This window comes from Bacillus sp. JJ664 (assembly GCF_036962205.1).
In the GTDB taxonomy this organism is placed as follows: Bacteria; Bacillota; Bacilli; order Bacillales; family Bacillaceae_G; genus Gottfriedia.
The window spans coordinates 20,937-37,891 of sequence record NZ_JBALMS010000011.1 but is presented as its reverse complement, the minus strand read 5'-3'; the positions used below and the strand labels follow the sequence as shown (position 1 = coordinate 37,891).

17 protein-coding genes and 1 riboswitch are annotated in these 16,955 nt (G+C 34.3%); of the genes, 16 read left to right on the top strand and 1 reads right to left on the bottom strand.

The genetic code is table 11. The features are described 5' to 3' along the window. Nucleotides 1-115: 115 nt before the first annotated feature. The 6 genes from V7056_RS01955 to V7056_RS01930 all read left to right on the top strand — a co-directional run bounded on the left by V7056_RS01955 (nt 116) and on the right by V7056_RS01930 (nt 4,477). Complete coding sequence (locus V7056_RS01955; RefSeq protein WP_088001682.1) at nt 116-466, top strand: ribonuclease M5; 351 nt, start codon at nt 116-118, stop codon at nt 464-466. Nucleotides 467-479: 13 nt separating this feature from the next. Next, the gene (locus V7056_RS01950; protein WP_499698794.1) at nt 480-803 is read left to right on the top strand and encodes a thioredoxin family protein; all 324 of its coding nucleotides are present in this window, start codon (nt 480-482) and stop codon (nt 801-803) included. Between the two features lie 459 nt (nt 804-1,262). Next, complete coding sequence (locus tag V7056_RS01945; RefSeq protein ID WP_499698792.1) at nt 1,263-1,625, top strand: hypothetical protein; 363 nt, start codon at nt 1,263-1,265, stop codon at nt 1,623-1,625. Between the two features lie 63 nt (nt 1,626-1,688). Beyond that, a riboswitch (SAM riboswitch) is annotated at nt 1,689-1,799 on the top strand. A gap of 136 nt (nt 1,800-1,935) precedes the next feature. Continuing rightward, nucleotides 1,936-2,949 carry a methionine ABC transporter ATP-binding protein gene (locus V7056_RS01940; protein WP_499698790.1) on the top strand — a complete coding sequence of 338 codons (1,014 nt, stop codon included), beginning with the start codon at nt 1,936-1,938 and terminating at the stop codon, nt 2,947-2,949. A 1-nt stretch (nt 2,950) separates the two neighbouring features. After that, a complete protein-coding gene (locus V7056_RS01935; protein ID WP_499698788.1) occupies nt 2,951-3,619 on the top strand; it encodes a methionine ABC transporter permease in 669 nt (222 codons plus the stop codon). Between the two features lie 24 nt (nt 3,620-3,643). Then, nucleotides 3,644-4,477: a MetQ/NlpA family ABC transporter substrate-binding protein gene (locus V7056_RS01930; RefSeq protein WP_499698786.1), complete on the top strand. Its 834-nt coding sequence runs from the start codon at nt 3,644-3,646 to the stop codon at nt 4,475-4,477. 91 nt (nt 4,478-4,568) lie between these two features. Here V7056_RS01930 and V7056_RS01925 read toward each other — a convergent pair whose 3' ends face one another. Continuing rightward, the gene (locus V7056_RS01925) at nt 4,569-5,540 is read right to left on the bottom strand and encodes a 2-hydroxyacid dehydrogenase family protein (protein WP_499698784.1); all 972 of its coding nucleotides are present in this window, start codon (nt 5,538-5,540) and stop codon (nt 4,569-4,571) included. A 217-nt stretch (nt 5,541-5,757) separates the two neighbouring features. On the opposite strand from V7056_RS01925, the gene V7056_RS01920 reads away from it, so the two are divergent. The 10 genes from V7056_RS01920 to V7056_RS01875 all read left to right on the top strand — a co-directional run bounded on the left by V7056_RS01920 (nt 5,758) and on the right by V7056_RS01875 (nt 16,909). Then, nucleotides 5,758-6,480 carry a DUF3298 and DUF4163 domain-containing protein gene (locus V7056_RS01920; protein ID WP_499698782.1) on the top strand — a complete coding sequence of 241 codons (723 nt, stop codon included), beginning with the start codon at nt 5,758-5,760 and terminating at the stop codon, nt 6,478-6,480. Nucleotides 6,481-7,195: 715 nt separating this feature from the next. Continuing rightward, a complete protein-coding gene (gene sufC, locus V7056_RS01915) occupies nt 7,196-7,981 on the top strand; it encodes a Fe-S cluster assembly ATPase SufC (RefSeq protein WP_192603238.1) in 786 nt (261 codons plus the stop codon). A gap of 20 nt (nt 7,982-8,001) precedes the next feature. Further along, a complete protein-coding gene (sufD, locus tag V7056_RS01910; RefSeq protein WP_499698780.1) occupies nt 8,002-9,309 on the top strand; it encodes a Fe-S cluster assembly protein SufD in 1,308 nt (435 codons plus the stop codon). Next, nucleotides 9,309-10,529 carry a cysteine desulfurase gene (locus V7056_RS01905; RefSeq protein WP_499698778.1) on the top strand — a complete coding sequence of 407 codons (1,221 nt, stop codon included), beginning with the start codon at nt 9,309-9,311 and terminating at the stop codon, nt 10,527-10,529. Before sufD ends, V7056_RS01905 begins: the two co-directional genes overlap by 1 nt. After that, nucleotides 10,519-10,968: a Fe-S cluster assembly sulfur transfer protein SufU gene (gene sufU / locus V7056_RS01900; protein WP_088000581.1), complete on the top strand. Its 450-nt coding sequence runs from the start codon at nt 10,519-10,521 to the stop codon at nt 10,966-10,968. Before V7056_RS01905 ends, sufU begins: the two co-directional genes overlap by 11 nt. Before the next feature lie 46 nt (nt 10,969-11,014). Further along, nucleotides 11,015-12,412 (top strand): Fe-S cluster assembly protein SufB, encoded by a 1,398-nt coding sequence (sufB, locus tag V7056_RS01895; RefSeq protein WP_499698776.1) that lies wholly within the window; start codon nt 11,015-11,017, stop codon nt 12,410-12,412. A gap of 526 nt (nt 12,413-12,938) precedes the next feature. Then, the gene (locus tag V7056_RS01890; RefSeq protein WP_499698774.1) at nt 12,939-13,457 is read left to right on the top strand and encodes a P-loop nucleotide/nucleoside kinase family protein; all 519 of its coding nucleotides are present in this window, start codon (nt 12,939-12,941) and stop codon (nt 13,455-13,457) included. A 234-nt stretch (nt 13,458-13,691) separates the two neighbouring features. Next, the gene (gene rfbF / locus V7056_RS01885) at nt 13,692-14,480 is read left to right on the top strand and encodes a glucose-1-phosphate cytidylyltransferase (protein ID WP_499698772.1); all 789 of its coding nucleotides are present in this window, start codon (nt 13,692-13,694) and stop codon (nt 14,478-14,480) included. A 78-nt stretch (nt 14,481-14,558) separates the two neighbouring features. Beyond that, a complete protein-coding gene (locus V7056_RS01880) occupies nt 14,559-15,659 on the top strand; it encodes an NAD-dependent epimerase/dehydratase family protein (protein WP_499698770.1) in 1,101 nt (366 codons plus the stop codon). Next, complete coding sequence (locus V7056_RS01875; RefSeq protein ID WP_499698768.1) at nt 15,656-16,909, top strand: UDP-glucose dehydrogenase family protein; 1,254 nt, start codon at nt 15,656-15,658, stop codon at nt 16,907-16,909. The genes V7056_RS01880 and V7056_RS01875 overlap by 4 nt, the downstream gene beginning before the upstream one ends. Nucleotides 16,910-16,955 lie beyond the last annotated feature (46 nt).

Sequence of the window (16,955 nt, the reverse complement as noted above, 5' to 3'; positions counted from 1 at the left end):
TTGGGTTAGTTTAATTTCCTTTCATGAAAAAAAGGAAACAACAAACGAAAATAGAATATACTATATAAATGAAATAAGCTTTAGAGTCCTTTACAATAGGTGATGCCCAGTGAATATTGAAGATCAAAGAAAAGTAATCATTGTCGAAGGTACTACTGATAAAAGAAAAATACAATCTATCATTAAAGAACCTGTAGATATCATTTGTACAAATGGAACTGTAGGAACAACTAAATTAGATGAACTAGCCGAAATGTTAGATTTTAGAGAAATCTATGTGCTAGTTGATGCTGATGAGGCTGGAGAAAAACTGAGAAGATTGTTAAAAAGAGAATTTCCACAAGCGGAGCATTTGTATATAGACAGAAGCTATCGTGAAGTTGCAACAGCCCCAAGTCAACATTTAGCAAGTGTATTATTAGGAGCGGATATTTCCGTTTTTACAGACTATTTAAGAACAATTTAAGAGGATTAATGATATGTACCAGTGGACAAAGAATGAATTAATGCAACGTATAGAATCAAAAGAAACAACAATTTTATATATATATACCGCTATGTGTGGTACTTGCCAAGTAGCATCTAAAATGTTAGAAATCGTAAATGAAATACTGCCTAACTTACCATTATCAAAGCAAAATATTAATGATCTAACACAAGAAGCTCAAGCTTGGAAAATTGAAAGTGTACCTTGTCTACTCATCTTCGACAAAGGAGAAATCAAACAAAAAATATACGCTTTCCAATCTGTTCCGTACTTACATGACTTATTAAAAAAACATAATCTATATATTAAACGATGAATATTAAGAGATCGAGAAGTCCTCTTGATAATAAAAAATGACGACTAATTTACAAGTGATTAGTTGTCATTTTTTATTTTTTTAAAGCTTTTTTTAAAGAATTTTGCTTGTTGAGTATTAAAAAGACAGAAGTTGATTACAACGGAAGGTGCTCGACTCTCCTGTAGGGAACGCGGGAAAGCTGAGACCCCGGAGGACTAGCCGAGGAGGCTCAGCTCTCGCCCCTCGGAAAGCGAGCAACCTGGAGTTGTAATCAACTAACGCATTCTCAAGTACGAAAAAATGTTTCAACAATGACTATATTTTATTACCCAACTTCTGACATATTTCTTGGGAAATAAGGTGAAAGTTGTAGAATGACATGTGTTTATCCATGGTAATTGTCGAGCGAAAAGTAAAGAACATTACATCTATCTATGAGAAAATAGTTTTAAAGAATTCGGGAGAGGTGTAAACGATATGGAAATTAAGGAGTGGGTTGGACAAGCTAGAAATTTATTTATTAATAAGGAATATTTACAAATAATTTTACCGATTGAAGATCGAATTATCGAATTAAATTGTCTTAATGAGAAATCATATATCAAATTTAGCAAGAAAGCTCCATTTATTGAAATATTAGATCGAGCTATTCCACAATTAAGAATTAATTTAACGAAAGATGGTTGGAAATCGTTAAATTTAGGAAGGGAACGCTTAGGTCTATTATTAAAGTTAAATGACGCTTCTTACGAGGGGAATTATCGATTATTATTACTCATTGAAACAATTTTTCAATATACGAGTGTGGAGAATGAGAAAAAACTTTTAGAAAATTGTTGACAACTTATGTCTAAGTTTGTAGAATGAAAATTACATTAAACAACCGAATATTTGATACGTTAACTCTTATCGAGAGAGGTGGAGGGACTGAGCCCTGTGAAACCCAGCAACCGTCAATGCTTGTCATTGAAATGGTGCTAATTCCTGCAAAGCAATTGCTTTGAGAGATGAGAGAAAGGCTTACTTTTTATGTTAAACCTTTCTACTCATGCGAGTAGAAAGGTTTTTTTGTTTTTTAAGACTAAAAAAGTATGCTCTTACAAAAAATTGAAAAGAGGGTTGTTAGAATGTTTGAGAGGAGAAATCATGAATGATTCAAATAAATAATGTAAGTAAGATATATAGGAGTAAGAAAGGCACTGTAACCGCGGTAAAGGATGTTTCATTAACAATTGAAGCAGGTGAAATCTTTGGCATGATCGGATATAGCGGTGCTGGGAAAAGTACGTTATTACGAATGCTAAACGGACTTGAAATTCCAACAGATGGTGACGTAATCGTTAATGGGAAATCAATAACAAAGTGTTCATCAGCAGAACTTCGAAAATCAAGACAAAAAATCGGGATGATATTCCAACACTTTAACTTATTATGGTCTAGAACAGTTTTAGACAATATACTTTTCCCGCTTGAAATTGCAAATGTTTCAAAAAAGGAACGTGTTGAGCGTGCGAAGGAATTAATCAAGCTTGTTGGGCTTGAGGGAAGAGAAAATGCTTATCCTTCAGAACTAAGTGGTGGTCAAAAACAGCGCGTTGGTATTGCAAGAGCATTAGCAAATAATCCAGATGTTTTATTATGTGATGAAGCTACTTCTGCATTAGATCCGGAAACAACTGACTCAATACTTTCACTACTAACAAGTATTAATAAACAACTAGGTATTACGATCGTTATGATTACACATGAAATGCATGTTATTCAAAAAGTTTGTCAGCGAGTAGCTGTAATGGAAAATGGAAAAGTAGTTGAAGAAGGACATGTAGTTGATGTATTCACTCATCCACAACAAGAAATTACAAAAAAATTTGTAAAGCAAATTAGAGGAACTGATGAGGAATTTAATCAACAAGTAATTATAGAAACCAATGGGAATGATACAACTTATAGGCTTACATTTAAAAATGGACAAGCTAATCAACCCCATATATCTGAAGTAGTAAAGCACTTTGATATTGAAATCAATATTTTGCAAGGAAAAATTGTTCAAACCGCTGAAGGGTCATACGGAACACTAACTATTCAACTTGTAGGAGATTTAAATAACATCAAAGAGGCAATTTCTTACTTAGAATCAAAGCAAGTTGAAGTGGAGGTAGCGTAATATGACACAACTTTTTCCGAATGTTGATTGGGAAACAATGATCTTAGCAACACAAGAAACATTATTTATGACAGTAATAGCAGCTTTAGCTACTTTTATTTTAGGGTTAATTATTGGTTTGCTATTATTCTTAACAAGTAAAGACCAGCTGCTAGAAAATAAATTGGTTAACATGATTTTAGCTGGATTTGTAAATATATTCAGATCAATACCGTTCATTATTTTAATCATTTTATTAATTCCGTTTACAATGTTTATTCTTGGTTCAATGCTTGGTGCGAAAGCTGCATTACCTGCTCTAATTATCGGAGCTGCACCATTTTATGCAAGAATGGTTGAAATCGGATTACGTGAAATTGATAAAGGTGTAATTGAAGCAGCAAGAGCAATGGGAGCAAGCACTTTAACAATTATTTTAAAAGTTCTTATTCCAGAAGCGTTACCTGCTATTATCTCAGGCTTAACTGTTACAACAATTGCAATAGTTGGTTATACAGCAATGGCAGGTGTTGTAGGTGGCGGAGGACTTGGTAACTTAGCATTTATGGAAGGCTACCAAAGGTCAAATAATGAAGTAACGTTAGTGGCAACAGTCATCATCTTAATCATTGTATTTATACTTCAATTTATTGGAGATTTAATAACAACAAAAATAGATAAAAGAGCTTAATTCAAATTAGGGAGGAAAAAGAACATGAATTTCAAAAAGATTACAGGTTTATTTGGAGCAGGCGTATTAGCTTTATCGTTAGCTGCATGTGGTAATGGGGAATACAAAGCTGATGGAAAAGGAAATAAAGAATTAGTAGTAGGTGCTTCAAACGTACCTCACGCGGTAATTTTAGAAGAAGCAAAACCTTTACTGAAAAAAGAAGGTATTGATTTAAAAATCGTAAAGTTCCAAGATTATGTTTTACCGAATAAAGCTTTAGAATCAAAAGAATTAGATGCAAACTATTTCCAACACATTCCTTACTTAGAATCACAAATGAAAGAAAATGGATATAAATTTGAAAATGCTGGTGGAATTCATATTGAGCCAATCGGTGTTTACTCTCAAAAATATAAGAGCTTAGATGATCTACCAAAAGGTGCAACAATTATCATGAGTAGTTCAGTTGCTGATCACGGTCGTATGTTAAGCCTATTACAACAAGAAGGTTTAATTAAAATTGCTGAAGGCGTAGACCCAACAACTGCTACAATTAAAGATATTGCTGAAAACCCTAAAGACTTAAAATTCAAAGCCGACGTTGAAGCAGGTTTACTTCCAAAAGTTTACCAAAACAAAGAAGGCGATGCTGTTTTAATCAATACAAACTATGCAATTGATGCTGGTTTAAATCCTATGAAGGATGCTATTGCTTTAGAAGGTAAAGAATCGCCATATGTAAACATCATTGCAGTTCGCGAAGGTGACAAAGACAAAAAAGAGATCAAAGCATTAGTAAAAGTATTACACTCTAAAGAAATTCAAGATTTCATCATTGAAAAGTATGAAGGTGCTGTAGTACCTGTAAGTGAATAAGTAATCAACAGAAAAACTCTTAGCGATTTAACTAAGAGTTTTTTTGTTTTGGCAAATATCTTCTATTAATACTAACTCAGTATTGTACCGATCAGTTTTTAACAAATACTTCATTTACAGCAGAAATAGGATTTCTTCCATTTATTACTTCTATAATATTGTTAGCTGCTACTTCAGACATCGCTTCACGCGTTTCATAAGTTGCATTTCCAATATGAGGTGTTAGAACGACATTTGATAATGTTTTTAATTCTTCCGTAATGATTGGTTCAAATTCAAAAACATCCAACGCAGCGCCTGCAATCATACCATTTTTTAAAGCATTTACTAACTCTGCTTCATTTACGAGTGTACCTCTTGCTGCATTTATAAAGAAGGCAGTTTTCTTCATTTTTGCAAATTCTTCTTCTCCAAATAGATGGTGTAGTTCAGGCTTATATGGAGAGTGAAGTGATACGAAATCAGATTCTTTTAATAAGTCATCAAATGACACATATGTTGCATTAAATTGATGTTCAATTTCTAGGCTTAACCTTCTAGGTTGAGTATATAATACCTTCATATTAAAAGCATTTGCTCGCTTTGCAACTGCTTGTCCGATGTTACCGAAGCCAAAGATACCGATTGTTTTCCCTGAAACTTCAGTGCCCCTAAAGAATAATGGTGCCCATCCATCAAAACCTGTCGTACGGCATAACTCATCGCCTTCTACTACTCTTCTTGAAACTGCTAATAAGATAGCTAGCGTTAACTCTGCTGTAGCATCAGTAGAAACAAATGGAGTATTTGTTACGTGAATTCCTTTGCTTGTAGCATAGTCTATATCAATATTGTTAAAACCAGCTCCATAATTAGCAATAATCTTCACATTTTTAGCGGCATCGATTACATTTTTTGTAATTGGGGTAGAAAGTAAACTTAAAATTGCATCTGCATTTTTTACACTTTCACAAAGCTCGTCCTCAGAGATTAGTCCTTCACCATTAAAAATGGTTATGTCGTTACCTTTTAAAATTTCTTCTGCTTTTTCAGGTATTTTGCCTGCTACAAATATATTCGCCATTTTATATCCCACTTTCTGAATAAAATCTTCTATTTATAGATGTATTTATTATAAATGATTTGCTTGTAATTATTATAAAGGAATGCACTTAGAAGGAAAGGCGAACACAAATTTTTTTATGAGTTTGATAGAGATTGGAATCTGATATTCGTGTAAGTAATAAATCTATCCTTAATTTCTCATACTATAGGTACTATTTGGTTTAAGGAGGAGCAAAATGAAAAAAGTTATTGGATTTTTAATTACTTGTATCATGACAAGCTCTATATTGATACCGACTTATTCACAAGCAGCGGTCAAAAAAAACAGTAAACTAGTACAATTGTCGCCTGCTACTGTACAAAAAGCGCAAGTATATGAAGTGAAATTGAGAAATACACCAATTAAATATCCACAAGTAAAAGGATTGAGTAGCAAAAAGGCCGAACAGAAAATAAATATAACTTTACAAAAAGGTGCAAAAGTAGCTAATCAACATAGATTAAAATTACTTGCAGACGAAAAAGCAGCGAAGAAAAAATGGACTTCAAGTCAAGGGCCTTGGAGACCGTATGAGTACATATTTACCTATAAAGTTCCTTATAATGATACTGGAAAATTAAGTGTAGTCTATTATGAATATGTTTATACTGGCGGAGCACACGGGATGACTACGGGGACAATCTTTAATTTTGATTTAAAAACAGGTGATCTCATTCAGTTATCAAGCCTAATAAAAGGAAAGGAAAAAGTTATACAAGATTATACTTATCAACAATTACAAAATAAATATAGTGGATATGTTTTAATTAAGTCACCAAATGAAATATCTCTAGATGATAAAAATAGATTATGGGTATTTGATCAGGAAGGCATTAAATTAATTTTTAGTGAATATGAAGTAGCTGCATATGCGGCGGGTATGCCGGAAATCGTTGTACCTTATAAAATATTCCAGTAGTAAAATTAGATAATATGAATGCAAAAGAACCTTCCTAAAAAGGTTCTTTTGCATTTAATAACATATAAAATTATTTTATGAAAAATTGGTTTTTTGTTAATAATGAAAGAGTGTGAATCTTATTAAATATATGAGTAATTTTTAAGTACGTATCACCCAATTTAACTTGAACAACTATATTAGTATTGAATAGTCTAAAGTGTATACGATTAAAAAATTGTTTTAAGAAAACATTATGATTCAAGATCTTCATTTAACAATAATGCAAAAAGGTGTTCTACATGTTCAAGGATTAATCAATGAGATTCTTCAATCCTTTATTAAAATACATGAGACCAAGCTTTGTAGTGATAAAGTCAATTAGCAAAAGTCGCTTAACTCACCAGCTACTTCGTCTCTTTTATTTAAGAAAAAGCTTTGAAGTTGATTGATTGCATATATGTTGTTCGGTTGAGAGTTTAGTTAGTTTTGACATATTTTACCGCGCTTGATTGTAAATGTAGAAATTATTATTTCCTATATATAGTACTTTTCTTAATTTCTATTTTTGCAAAAATTTAGTGTGAGCATAAAACTTTTTTAATAAAATAGTACTCTGCTTGAAAATACTTTTTAATTGCTTTAAGATTAGAATGAGAATAAAATGAGAATGAACTAAAATAGCCATTTTCTATTTTATAGAAATTTTATTTGTTAAGATTATGGAGGGTAAACAATGGGAGCTTCTACATTAAAAATACAAGACCTTCAAGTTGCTATTGAAGGTAAGCAAATTTTAAAAGGTGTAAACCTTGAAGTAAAAGGTGGAGAAATCCACGCAATCATGGGACCAAATGGTACAGGTAAATCTACTTTATCTTCAGCTATTATGGGTCATCCAAAATATGAAGTGACTGGTGGAAGCATCGAGCTTGATGGCAACGATGTATTAGAAATGGAAGTTGATGAGCGAGCTCAAGCAGGTCTTTTCCTTGCTATGCAATATCCAAGTGAAATCAGTGGCGTTACAAATGCCGATTTCTTACGTTCAGCAGTAAACGCTCGTCGTGAAGAAGGCGATGAAATTTCATTAATGAAATTTATCCGTTCTTTAGATAAAAACATGGAATTCCTTGAAATGGATCCAGAAATGGCACAACGTTATTTAAATGAAGGTTTCTCAGGCGGAGAGAAAAAACGTAATGAGATTCTTCAAATGATGATGATTCAACCTAAAATTGCTATCCTTGATGAAATTGATTCAGGGTTAGATATTGATGCATTAAAAGTAGTATCTAAAGGTGTTAACGAAATGCGTGGAGAAGAGTTCGGTTGCTTAATCATCACTCACTACCAACGCTTATTAAACTATATTACGCCTGATTTCGTTCACGTAATGATGCAAGGTCGTATTGTAAAATCAGGTGGTCCTGAATTAGCAGCTCGTTTAGAAGCTGAAGGATATGACTGGATTAAACAAGAGTTAGGTATCGAAGACGAGACAGTTGGGCAAGAAGCTTAATCGGATAGGAGGGGATTCTCATGACAACTGGTACTACAATTCCATTTAGTCAAGAAACAGTAAAGCAGCTTTCTGCATTGCGTAATGAACCAGCTTACTTCACAGAGTTCCGTTTAAACGCACTTGCTATGGCTGAAACACTTTCTCTACCAAAACCAGATAAAACGAATATCTCTAAATGGGATTTCTTTGGTAAAGAATTTGATGTAACGACTGGCAATGTTCCAACGAAGGATCAATTACCAGAATCAGTTACATCTTTAATGAACGAAGATGCTGATCAATCAGTATACGTACAATACAATGGTTCACCTGTATATCATGCGCTTTCAACAGAAGCAAAAGAAAAAGGTGTTCTATTTATCGACTTACACACAGCTATTAAAGAACATGAAGACCTTGTTAAAAAGTATTTCATGACAGAGGCTGTAAAAGTAGACGAAAACAAATTAATTGCACTACATGCTGCATTAGTAAATGGTGGTGCATTCTTATACATTCCGAAAAATGTTGTTCTTGAAAAACCAATTCAATCAATTTTCGTAGTGGATGGAGAAACAGTACCTGCATACAATCACGTGTTAGTTGTAGCTGATGCTAACAGTGAAGTGACTTATGTAGAAAACTATATTTCAACTTCACAAGACTTAAATGGCGCAGTTGTAAATGTAGTAACTGAGGTAATTACTTTAGATAATGCTAAAGTACGTTACGGTGCAGTTGATACATTAGCAAAAGGTGTAACTGCTTATGTAGTACGTCGTGGCCACGCTGGTCGTGATAGTAAAATTGAGTGGGCACTTGGCCTAATGAACGATGGAAACTCAGTATTTGAAAATGTTACCAACCTAATTGGCGACGGATCATTTGGAGATATGAAAATGGTAACTGTTGGTCGTGGTGAGCAAACGCAAAACTTTACGACGAGCATTATCCATTTTGGTAAAGGTTCAGAAGGTTGGATCTTAAAGCATGGTGTATCTAAAGATGCAGCAACTTCTATCTTTAATGGAATCGGAAAAATTGAGCACGGTGCTTCTAAATCTAATGCACAACAAACTTCTCGTGTGTTAATGCTTAGTGAAAAAGCTCGTGGAGATGCAAACCCAATTCTATTAATTGATGAAAATGATGTTATGGCAGGTCACGCAGCTTCAGTTGGTAAAGTAGATCCTACTCAACTTTACTACCTAATGAGTCGTGGTATTTCGAAAAAAGAAGCAGAGCGCTTAGTTATTCACGGATTCTTAGCACCTGTAGTTTCGGAATTGCCGGTTGATGAAGTTAAAAAAATGCTTGTTGATGTAATTGAGAGGAAGGTTAAGTAATGGATGTTAAATCAATCCGTGAAGCCTTTCCTATTCTAAATCAAGAAGTGAATGGACATCCTTTAGTGTATCTAGATAGTGCAGCAACTTCACAAAAACCTGTACAGGTGATTGAGGCAGTTTCTAATTATTATCGAGAAATTAATTCCAATGTTCATAGAGGCGTGCATACGCTAGGAACAAAAGCGACAGATGCATATGAAGGAGCTCGTGAAAAAGTTCGTAAATTCATAAATGCTTCTTCAATGGAAGAAATTATTTTCACTAGAGGAACAACAACGGCAATCAATACAGTCGCTGCTAGTTATGGCAGAGCGAACCTGAAAGCTGGAGATGAAATAGTGATCTCTTATATGGAGCATCATAGTAATATCATTCCATGGCAGCAGGTGGCAAAAGCAACTGGCGCAACGCTTAAATATATACCTTTAGAAGAAGATGGCTCGATTAGTATCGAGCAAGCAAAAGCTACAATTAACTCTAATACGAAAATTGTTGCCATTATGTATGTTTCAAATGTACTTGGTTCAATTAATCCCGTAAAAGAAATTGCAGCAATTGCACATCAAAATGGAGCTATTATGCTTGTCGATGGTGCACAAAGTACGCCGCATATGAAAGTGGATGTACAAGACTTAGATTGTGATTTCTATGCATTATCTGGTCATAAAATGTGTGCTCCTACAGGTATTGGTGCACTTTATGGTAAAAAACATCTTCTTGAAAACATGGAGCCAATTGAATTTGGTGGGGAAATGATTGATTTCGTTGACTTACAAGATTCAACTTGGAAAGAACTACCTTGGAAGTTTGAAGGTGGTACACCAATCATTGCTGGTGCAGTTGGATTAGGTGCAGCAATTGATTTCTTAAATGACATCGGTATGGACAATATCGAAAAACATGAGCATGAGATTGTAGATTATGCACTAGAACAGTTATCTTCTGTAGAAGGTATCACAATCTATGGTCCAAAACAACGTGCGGGTCTTGTAACATTTAATATTGATGATGTTCATCCACATGATCTAGCGACTGTTTTAGATGTTGAAGGCATAGCAATACGTGCAGGTCATCATTGTGCACAGCCATTAATGAGATGGTTAAAAGTATCTGCTACTGCTCGAGCAAGTTTTTATTTGTATAATACAAAAGAAGATGTAGATGCTTTTGTAAGAGGACTAGTAAAAACGAAGGAGTACTTTAGTGATGTCTATTAATCGTAATATTGATCTGGATGCATTGTATCGTCGAGTGATTATGGACCATTATAAAAACCCTCGTAATAAGGGTGTTGGGGCTATTTCTGATGGTGACTTAACTGTTAACATGAATAACCCAACTTGTGGTGATCGAATTGAATTGCGTTTAAAAGTTGAAGATGGAATCGTATCTGATGCTCGTTTTGACGGTGAAGGCTGTTCCATTTCAATGGCATCTGCTTCAATGATGACACACGCAATAAAAGGTAAGAAAATTGAGGAAGCATTAAATCTTTCTCATATATTTTCTGACATGATGCTTGGAAAAGAATATGATGATTCAGTTGAATTAGATGATATTGAAGCATTGCAAGGTGTTTCGAAGTTTCCTGCACGAATTAAATGTGCAACACTTGCATGGAAAGCGATGGAGAAGGGGTTAAAATCAGAAGAATAATCTTCTGAACTTTAATCCTCTCTTCTATTAGAAGGGAGTATGAATGATGTCTACGAATTTACCAGATATTAGTGATTATAAATATGGGTTTCATGACCGTGACGTATCAATCTTCCGTTCAGAACGTGGTTTAACAAAGGAAATCGTTGAAGAAATTTCACGTATGAAAAATGAACCACAATGGATGTTAGATTTTCGTTTAAAATCTTTACAACATTTCTATGATATGCCAATGCCTCAGTGGGGTGGAGACATGTCTGATTTACGCTTTGATGAAATTACTTATTATGTAAAGCCATCAGAGAAAACAGAAAAATCTTGGGATGAAGTACCTGAAGAAATCAAAAATACATTTGATAAACTAGGTATCCCTGAAGCAGAACAAAAGTATCTTGCAGGTGTTTCTGCTCAGTATGAATCTGAGGTAGTTTACCACAGTATGAAACAAGATTTAACTGATCTTGGAATCTTATTTACAGATACAGATACTGCTTTACGTGAGCATGAAGAAATCTTCAAAGAGCACTTTGGTAAAGTAATCCCACCTACGGATAATAAATTTTCTGCATTAAATTCAGCAGTTTGGTCTGGTGGTTCATTTATTTACGTACCAAAAGGTGTAAAAGTAGATACGCCTCTTCAAGCGTACTTCCGTATTAACTCTGAAAATATGGGTCAGTTTGAGCGTACATTAATCATCGCTGACGAAGGTGCAAGCGTACACTACGTTGAAGGTTGTACGGCTCCTGTTTATACAACAAACTCACTTCACTCTGCAGTAGTTGAAATCATCATTAAAAAAGATGCATACTGCCGTTACACTACAATTCAAAACTGGGCGAATAATGTATTCAACCTAGTTACGAAGCGTGCTGTTTGTGAAGCGAATGCAACAATGGAATGGATTGATGGTAACATAGGTTCTAAACTTACGATGAAATATCCTGCAGTTATTTTAAAAGGTGAAGGTGCTCGTGGTCTTACACTTTCTATCGCAATTGCTGGTAAAGGTCAACACCAAGATGCTGGTGCAAAAATGATTCACTTAGCACCAAATACTTCTTCTACAATTGTTTCGAAGTCAATTTCGAAGCACGGTGGTAAAGTAACATATCGCGGTATTGTTCACTTTGGTCGTAAAGCTGCTGGATCTCGTTCAAACATTGAATGTGATACATTAATTATGGATAATGCATCAACTTCTGATACGATTCCATACAATGAAATCTTAAACGACAATATTTCACTTGAGCATGAAGCGAAAGTTTCTAAAGTGTCTGAAGAGCAATTATTCTACTTAATGAGCCGTGGTATTTCTGAGCAAGAAGCTACAGAAATGATCGTTATGGGCTTCATTGAGCCATTTACAAAAGAATTACCAATGGAATACGCTGTTGAAATGAACCGTCTGATTAAGTTCGAGATGGAAGGGTCAATTGGCTAATATTCTTTAAAGATAAGAAGGCGGACTGCTTAAGTTCGTCTTCTTTTTTTCGGTAATATCGAGTTAAATATCAGCTGTTGTTTTGATTGTTTGATGACACCTAGGCAGTTTGACACGTATTTAATACTTACTCCTGATTCAAGTAGCAAGAACAGCATGAGTATGTCAAAAACATGTGTACCTTTTTGGATCCTACTCCAGCTTTTTTTGCAGTAATCACGAATGGAATTTCAAACTTTTTGAAGGTGTTAGATAATGCCCATGACTGTTCTGAAAAACAATGCCATCTTCATTTCGGTGATACTCTCGTTTCCTATTATCAATTCATTTTGCTTCAGCTTAAACTTCTTTCATTCACTCAATAATTTCTCATCGATTTTTCAAGGGCTCTCAACCAAATTGGTTGGGGGTCTTTTTTTATACGAAAATTGCTTTTGTCGAAATTGCACAAGATGATATGGATACGCATAGTCTTTATAGAAATCCTTAATTCCCTATTAACTAAGTTCTGGAGGGGAAACTTAATATGCAAAATAGAAACAATAGCTCCATTTATATTATTTCAGGTCCATATGGAGTTGGTAAATCGACAGTTTCAAATGCACTTGCCCAGGAGATAGAAAAAGCTGCAGTAATAGAAGGTGACTTAATCAAATTAATGTTCAGAGGAAAAATACAACCTCCGAGGGAAGAAGTAAGAGCGATTATATGGGAAAATATTCTCTCATTAACAAGGAACTTCCTTGAAAATAACATGACTGTAATTATCGATTATGTTGTTTACAGTGAGTTAGAGTGGCTAGATAAGCATTTATCGGATTTAAATGTGAAAATTCATTATGTCGTATTACGGGCAGATGATGAAATGATTAGTAGACGATTAAATCAAAGAGGAGATGATTATTTAATAGAAGGATCTTTATATTTATTAGACAAACTTGAAAACTTTTTACCAAACAAAAACTATCTCTATGACACAACAAATAAAGAGCCCGGTGAAATTATTCATGATTTAATAAGCAGGTTCGATCAATTTTGTCTATAACTTTGACTACACTAACATTTGGATGTCAGTTTTCCCTAGCTCTCTCCTGTCCGTCTTAAAATACTTTTTCCGTTTCAAGTAAGCCTCATTTTAACTTTCCTTTCTAAAATGTATTTTGAATGTTGGATAAGTCTAAACAATTTTCTAAATTAAGAATATGTTATTAAGAAATTGACACGGCAACTATTCGCTGTTTATCCAAAGATGCAGAATGTCAGGAAAGGAGAGAAAAATGTGAAGGTCTTGATTTTAGCTGGGGGGTTTGGCACAAGAATAAGTGAAGAAACCCATTTAAAGCCGAAACCTATGATTGAGATTGGCGACAAGCCCATCTTATGGCATATCATGAAGCTTTACTCTAGTTATGGTTATAACGACTTTATTATCTGTTTAGGGTATAAGAGCCATGTAATCAAGGAGTATTTTTTAAATTATTACCTATATAATTCTGATTTAACACTTGATTTTCAGAAGGGAAATGAATTTATTATTCACCAGCATTCGGTTGAACCTTGGAGGGTTACCTTGGTTGACACGGGCTTAAATACAATGACTGGTGGCCGAATTAAGAAAGTGCAGGAATATGTTGGTAATGAAACTTTTATGTTGACGTATGGTGACGGAGTAAGTGATGTAAATATTAAGGAATTAGTAGAATTCCATCGCTTACATGGGAAGCTGGCTACATTAACAACTACACAGCCTCAGGGCAGGTTTGGAGTTTTATCCTTGTCCAATGATCAGAAAGTAGAGAAGTTTCAGGAGAAAATACCAGGAGATGGTGGTTGGATAAATGCTGGCTTTTTTGTATTGCAGCCAGAAGTATTTAATTACCTGAACAACGGTGAACAAACCATATTTGAAAAGGAGCCGTTAGAAAACCTTGCTAAAGATGGTCAACTAATGGCATATAAACATAATAGTTTTTGGTATCCAATGGATACTTTGCGGGATAAGAAATATCTACAAGAAATGTGGGAGTCCAGTAAAGCTCCTTGGAAAATATGGGATAAAAATAATTAAGAACAACTGTTTTTAGTTTATGCCTCTGTAATTGGTGCAATTGTTTTATTTAAAAGAATGAATGTGGAGGTAGATAACTTGGATTTAAATGAAAAACACAATATCTATCAGTCAGATCTTCAATATATATTTACTAATCTTGATCAGACAGAAATAGAAAAACTTAAGGATTCAACAATCCTCATTACGGGTTGCGCCGGATTCTTAGGTTATTATTTCATGTCATTTTTATCTGATTATTCAGCGCAGCTTGGTATTAAAAAGATTATTGGAATTGACAATTTTAAACTAGGAAAACCCAAATGGATTAAAGATTTAAAGAAATTAAATCCAAAGATTGAATTATACATGTTTGATATTACTGAGTTTTCATTATTTGATACTAATAAAATTAACGATGTTGATTTTATTATCCACATGGCTTCGATTGCCTCGCCAACCTTTTATAGAAAGTATCCTCTTGAAACTTTAGATGCTAATGTAATAGGACTAAGAGCTTTGTTAGATTTTTATAAGGATAAACACATTAAAGGGTTCTTGTTTTTCTCCAGCAGTGAAGTTTACGGTGATCCATTTCCGGATTACATTCCGACTTCCGAGGAGTATAGAGGTAATGTGGCTATGATAGGACCGCGCGCATGCTATGATGAGGCAAAACGATTCGGAGAGACGCTATGTTACTTATACTCCGAAAAATTTGGTATGCCCATTTCAATTGTCAGACCATTTAATAATTATGGACCCGGAATGAGACTTAATGATAAAAGGGTGCCTGCTGATTTTGCAAAAGCCATTATTGAAAATAAAAAACTAATTATGCACTCCGACGGAAATCCAACTCGAACATTTTGTTATGTTACAGATGCCATCACTGGTTATTTAAAAGCGCTACTATATGAACCATTTGACTACTTTAATATAGGAATAGATACACCTGAAATTTCAATCAAAGAATTAGCTCAGATTTATAAGGATGCAGGCTCAAAAAATTTTGGTTTTAATGAGTCAATAGAATTTAAAGAATCGGAAGAAAAAAGTTATCTAACACATAACCCATTAAGAAGATGTCCTGATATTTCAAAGGCAAGAAAACTTTTAAACTATTCCCCAGCAATATCAATAGTTGAAGGTGTCAATCGCTTTCTAAGCTTTTTGAAGGAAGAAGGTGAAATTCATTGATTACTGTAATTGGCCTTGGATTTGTTGGATTGACTACGGCTTTAGGATTTAGCGAGAAAGGGTTTCATGTTTACGGTATTGATATTGATCAAAAGAAGAAGGACCAATTAAGAAATGGTAAGATTCCCTTTTATGAACCTAATCTTAATGAAAAATTAAATAAGCACTTAAATAAAGGTTTTACGATTACAGATGATTTACAGGAAGCTGTAATCAACAGTGAAGTTATCTTTCTTTGTGTAGGAACCCCGAGCAAAACGGATGGTAGTGCGGATTTGGGATATATCTTGGAAGCAATTAAAAATGTTGCAGGCTATATAAAAAAGCCGGAGTTTAAAGTATTAGTGATCAAATCGACTATTCCTCCATCAACAACAAGTGAAAGGATTAAACCGTATCTGGAAAATTTAGGTTTTAAGGTTGGAGTTGAAATTGGCCTAACCAATAATCCTGAATTTTTAAGAGAAGGATATGCTTGGGACGATTTTATGAATCCAGATCGTATTGTTATTGGCCAGGATGATAATAAAAGCGGACGGATAGTCGAAACGATATACCAAACTTTTAATGCTCCGATTTACCGGGTTTCTTTAAATACTGCTGAATTTATTAAGTATTTATCTAACACGATGCTGGCAACTCTTATCAGTTTCGCAAATGAACAGTCACTAATCGCCAGGTCCATCGGAAATATTGATATAAAAAAAGCATTTCAGGTCTTACATCTTGATAGAAGATGGAGTGGCGCACCAGCTAATATGACATCTTATGTATTCCCCGGTTGTGGATTTGGCGGCTACTGCCTTCCTAAAGATACGATGGCTTTAGTTAGTCAGGCCATAAAGAATTCTTACACACCAGAACTATTAACAAGTACCCTAAAAGTAAATGAGGCCATTAAAGAATTTGTTGTCAGTGATGTAGAAGGAATAGTTGAAAAGAATGAAAATATAGGAATCCTCGGGTTAGCATTTAAGCCAAATTCAAATGACATTCGGGATACACCCGCAAAAGCTATTATTCAAGGTTTGCTTCAAAAAGGGTACAAAAATATCATCGCCTATGATCCTATGGCAAACGAAGAGTTTAAAGAGGTATATGGATTTCCTATTCAATATTCTCCTAACTTATCATCACTGCTTTCAATGGTTAATCATGTTGTCATTTTAACAGCTTGGGATGAATTTATTAAAAATGAAGAGTCGATAAAGAAAAAGAATGTTTTCGATTATCGTTATATTTACCAATAGTTAACGAATAAAGGAATACCTAAGCGCTGCAGACTAAACTTTAAAC

Excerpts from the sequence above, each read along its gene's own strand:
- V7056_RS01950 (WP_499698794.1), top strand. The coding sequence starts at position 480 with ATGTACCAGTGGACAAAGAATGAATTAATGCAACGTATAGAATCAAAA.
- V7056_RS01945 (WP_499698792.1), top strand. The coding sequence starts at position 1,263 with ATGGAAATTAAGGAGTGGGTTGGACAAGCTAGAAATTTATTTATTAAT.
- V7056_RS01940 (WP_499698790.1), top strand. The coding sequence starts at position 1,936 with ATGATTCAAATAAATAATGTAAGTAAGATATATAGGAGTAAGAAAGGC.
- V7056_RS01935 (WP_499698788.1), top strand. The coding sequence starts at position 2,951 with ATGACACAACTTTTTCCGAATGTTGATTGGGAAACAATGATCTTAGCA.
- V7056_RS01930 (WP_499698786.1), top strand. The coding sequence starts at position 3,644 with ATGAATTTCAAAAAGATTACAGGTTTATTTGGAGCAGGCGTATTAGCT.
- V7056_RS01925 (WP_499698784.1), bottom strand. The coding sequence starts at position 5,540 with ATGGCGAATATATTTGTAGCAGGCAAAATACCTGAAAAAGCAGAAGAA.
- V7056_RS01920 (WP_499698782.1), top strand. The coding sequence starts at position 5,758 with ATGAAAAAAGTTATTGGATTTTTAATTACTTGTATCATGACAAGCTCT.
- sufC (WP_192603238.1), top strand. The coding sequence starts at position 7,196 with ATGGGAGCTTCTACATTAAAAATACAAGACCTTCAAGTTGCTATTGAA.
- sufD (WP_499698780.1), top strand. The coding sequence starts at position 8,002 with ATGACAACTGGTACTACAATTCCATTTAGTCAAGAAACAGTAAAGCAG.
- V7056_RS01905 (WP_499698778.1), top strand. The coding sequence starts at position 9,309 with ATGGATGTTAAATCAATCCGTGAAGCCTTTCCTATTCTAAATCAAGAA.
- sufU (WP_088000581.1), top strand. The coding sequence starts at position 10,519 with ATGTCTATTAATCGTAATATTGATCTGGATGCATTGTATCGTCGAGTG.
- sufB (WP_499698776.1), top strand. The coding sequence starts at position 11,015 with ATGTCTACGAATTTACCAGATATTAGTGATTATAAATATGGGTTTCAT.
- V7056_RS01890 (WP_499698774.1), top strand. The coding sequence starts at position 12,939 with ATGCAAAATAGAAACAATAGCTCCATTTATATTATTTCAGGTCCATAT.